General features: G+C 66.6%; 4 protein-coding genes. 3 read left to right on the top strand and 1 reads right to left on the bottom strand.

The window, feature by feature from the left end; all coding sequences use genetic code 11:
- Positions 1 to 207 (top strand): nucleotidyltransferase family protein (locus IM632_RS13960; protein ID WP_296552501.1); only part of this gene is annotated, 207 nt, incomplete at its 5' end.
- A gap of 107 nt (positions 208 to 314) precedes the next feature.
- On the opposite strand, the gene IM632_RS13955 is transcribed toward IM632_RS13960, so the two are convergent.
- Positions 315 to 2,207 carry an ATP-binding protein gene (locus tag IM632_RS13955; protein WP_296518156.1) on the bottom strand — a complete coding sequence of 631 codons (1,893 nt, stop codon included), beginning with the start codon at positions 2,205 to 2,207 and terminating at the stop codon, positions 315 to 317.
- Positions 2,208 to 2,433: 226 nt separating this feature from the next.
- Here IM632_RS13955 and IM632_RS13950 point away from each other — a divergent pair, with 226 nt between their 5' ends.
- Positions 2,434 to 2,772, top strand: a complete 339-nt coding sequence (locus tag IM632_RS13950) for a hypothetical protein (RefSeq protein ID WP_296499083.1) — start codon at positions 2,434 to 2,436, stop codon at positions 2,770 to 2,772.
- Positions 2,773 to 2,916: 144 nt separating this feature from the next.
- Positions 2,917 to 3,249 (top strand): hypothetical protein, encoded by a 333-nt coding sequence (locus tag IM632_RS13945; protein WP_296499081.1) that lies wholly within the window; start codon positions 2,917 to 2,919, stop codon positions 3,247 to 3,249.
- Positions 3,250 to 3,565: the final 316 nt, after the last annotated feature.

Below are 3,565 nucleotides of genomic sequence, written 5' to 3'. Positions count from 1 at the left end.
CTGGAGCGGTTCGTCAGCACGACCAACGCCGTGGGCGTGCGTCTGGAGGCTGACGACCGCCTGACCCTCTCGGCGCCCTTTGGCCTGGAGGACCTGTTCAGCCTGCGCCTGCGTCCCAATCCGAACCGTCCGGCGGAGGGCTTCCGCCGCAAGGTGTCCGGGGTTCTGGCGCGCTGGCCGGAGCTGCAGGTCGCGGACGCAGACTGACCGGCCTGTATCGGAAGCCGAGCGGGACCTGAGGTCGGCGCGGGCGGTGACGGCGCCTCAGCCGCCCCCTCCGCCCCCTGGGGAGGTCGAAGGGTCGCGGGCGGGCGTCAGGCCCTGCTGGCCATCTGCGGGCGCCCAAGGTCCGGGGCGGAGGCGACCTGGCCGATGGTCTCGATCAGGCGCTTGATCTCGATCGGCTTGGCCAGGTGGGCGTCCATGCCGGCGGCCAGGTGCTGGGACACCTGATGGGTCAAGGCGTCGGCGGTCACTGCGATGATCGGCGTCCTGGGCAGGCCGTGTTGGCTTTCGAGGGCGCGGATGGCTCTGGTCGCCTCGACACCGTCCATCACCGGCATGTGGATATCCATCAGGATCACGTCGAAGCGACCGGTCTTCCAGGCGGCCACTGCGGCGGCCCCGTCGGCCACAACCTCCAGGGACAAGCCCACCGACGCCATGATGGTGCTCAGCACCTTCTGGTTGGTGGGATTGTCCTCGGCCGCCAGGAGACGCAGGGGCGCACAGGCGTCCTCGTCGGCGAAGAGGTCGTCTTCGCTGACAGAATGCTCGGCGGTGTCGGCGCGGAGAATGGGCGCGGCGAAGCGGAAGGTGGAGCCCAGGCCCTCGGCGCTGTCGAAGCTGATCCGCCCGCCCATCATGCGCGCGAGCTCGGCCGAGATGGCGAGGCCCAGACCCGAGCCGCCGAAACGCCGGGTCGCCGAGTTGTCGACCTGAACGAACTTTTCGAAGAGAAGGGCGTGCTTTTCCGTCGGGATCCCGACGCCGGTGTCCCGGACGATCATGATCAGCTGGTCCTCGATCTGGGCGATCAGGACGTGGATGGTCCCGGTGTCGGTGAACTTCACGGCGTTGGACACCAGGTTGCCGAGGATCTGGCGCAGCCGGCCGGGGTCGCCCCGCCAGGCGCCGGCCGCTTCGGCTGTGATCCGCATCTTGAAGTCGAGGCCCTTGGCGATCGCCGACGGGCCGAAAAGGTCCCGAACGGGGCTGAGGGCCGCCTCCAGGTCGAAAACCTCGTCGGTCAGGGTCATGCGCCCGGCCTCGATCCTGGAGAGGTCGAGAACATCGTTGAGGGTGTGCAGGAGCAGGGCGCCGGATTGGCGGATGATGTCGAGGCGCCGTCGCTGCTCGGTCGGCAGATCCCCCATGGCCATGACGTCGGCCATGGTCAGCACGCCGTTGAGAGGCGTACGGATTTCGTGGCTCATATTGGCCAGGAACTGCGACTTCATCAGGTTGGCGTCGTTGGCGCGGTCCCGGGCTTCCTGCAGCTCGGTCATCATGGCCTGCTGCTGGGCCTCGCGGATCGACAGCTGGTGCAGGAGCTGGTTGAAGACGGCGCCGAGGCCCCGGAACAGGGCGAAGCGGGTCTTCAGCACGATAGGATCGTAGCCGCCGCTCTCCGAGACCCTCTTCATGGCGGTGGACAGTTCGAGCACCGGGGCGACAACCCGGTCGGCCTGGACCCGGGCCATGATCATGGCGGCGGCGATGCCGGCGAACAGGAGGGCGCCGGCCAGGGCCAGGAGCTGGGGCGCGACGTCGGACAGGCCGGCGCGACGGCCCATGGTCACCACCTCGCCGAACTTCTGGCCCTGGCGGACCACCGGGGTGCGCAGGACCAACATGGCGCCGGCGGCCTCGTCGCCATGCCGGTGGAAGCTGGCCACCCGGTGACCGGCGGTATCGACATACTCGGCGGACAAGAGGATCGGCGACACCCCCAGGGCGCGGATGGAGGCGCTCACCGCCTGGTCGTCGCCCGCCTGGACGGCGTCGGCAATGTTGGTGGCCGCCATGGCCCCGAGGGTGGCCTGCAGATTGCGGTTCTGGGCGTGGACCATGGCCCACTGCTGACCCATGAAGGCCAGGCCCGCGATCAGCAGGACGCCCAGGGCCGTCACCAGGGCGGCGGCAATGATCCGGGCGTGGAAGCTGGTGGTCGCTGGCCTCAGGAATCTGAATTCAGGCGGTTTCATGACGGTTCCGATGCAGTCCGCCCCCCCTGATGCCCGCACAAATCCTAACGTTTCCCTGAACCGGCCCCCGGAGCCGCCGGGACCGGCGCGAAACCCCGTTGAAAAGGCGCTGGTTTCCGACACTTGCGACAAATTGCCACGATTAACAGAGTCTGAAGCTCAAGGACCACTGTTAACCTTTTGTTTACTTTTGATTTCGGGCTATAGGGCCTCAGAGGGAACTCTCATGGACAAAGCTTTCATCGCCAAGCGTACTCAGGAAAAGCTCGTCGCCACCGAGGCGGCTATCGACGCCGCCCTGATCGAGACCACCCAGTTGCTCGCCGACCTGCTGCAGGCGCGGTCTGACCTGGGGGCTCCGGTGGCCTTTGCCGACGATGTCCAGGTCAAGCTGACGGAGGCCGTCGCCGCCCTGAGCTCAGCCCGCACCACCATGGGACAGGTCCACTCCGGCCTGGAGGAAGCCGCCCTGCGCCTGGGCATTCGCCCGCGGATGGGTGGGTTCCTCCCCAAGGGCTCTGCGGAGTGGAGACTTCCGCCTGAAGAGCAGCGCGTCGTCGCCTGACCCCAATCATCTTGCGTTAACGGATTTGGGGCTCTTCTCGCATGAGAGGAGCCCCTTTTCATGTCTGCTTTGGAAGCAATCCAGTCTGCTTTGCTGATAGGGGTTCCCCTCATAGCACTGGTCGGAGGCAGGACTCCGGAGCGCGTGGCGGCGATTATCTTCGCCATCAACACTGCGGCTACAGCGGGCGCGAGTTTCGTCTGGGGCTTTCGGAACATCGGGAACCTCCTGCTCACCTTTGACGGGCTCATGGCCCTTTGCTTCCTGGTGCTCGCGATCCGTTACAACTATCTCTGGGTCGCCCTCCTTATGGGGTCGATGTCTGGATACTTCGGCGTCCACGCCTACTACCTCATGACGAACAGACCTCTCGATGGGACATTCGCTCTTATGAACAACATCGCCACCGGGGTCGCCCTGCTCAGCCTCACCATCGGCGTCTGGACCTCCCGACGACGCACCGCAGAGCACCCCTGAACCCCATTCCCCCTCAACCACCGGCCCAAACCGGCGTTCTGCGCCCGGCGGGCCACGCCCCCCCGAACGGGGCGCAGTCCATCTGCAAGGATGGGAGACATCACCGTCACCACGATCCCTCGGCGGCCCGGGTCTTGGGGCCTCCGGATGACGCCTTCCCGGCCATGTGCGGTCGGACCTGTCGCGGCGGTCATGGGGGGGGCGTGGACATCAGACTGCTGACGCCGGAGCTGAGGTCATTGATCCCGTGATCTGCGCAGACGCCTCTCAGCGACAAAGAATGTCGCCAAGGCCAGGGCGAGAAGGATCGCACAGG

Origin of the sequence: Phenylobacterium sp., from assembly GCF_020402505.1 — a bacterium.
Taxonomy (GTDB): domain Bacteria; phylum Pseudomonadota; class Alphaproteobacteria; order Caulobacterales; family Caulobacteraceae; genus Phenylobacterium.
The sequence above is the reverse complement of the archived record's forward strand: the minus strand, read 5'-3'. Positions and strand labels throughout refer to the sequence as shown.

What these genes read in the sequence shown, in the direction of transcription:
- IM632_RS13955 (WP_296518156.1), bottom strand. Translation starts at nt 2,207, where the DNA reads ATGAAACCGCCTGAATTCAGATTCCTGAGGCCAGCGACCACCAGCTTC.
- IM632_RS13950 (WP_296499083.1), top strand. Translation starts at nt 2,434, where the DNA reads ATGGACAAAGCTTTCATCGCCAAGCGTACTCAGGAAAAGCTCGTCGCC.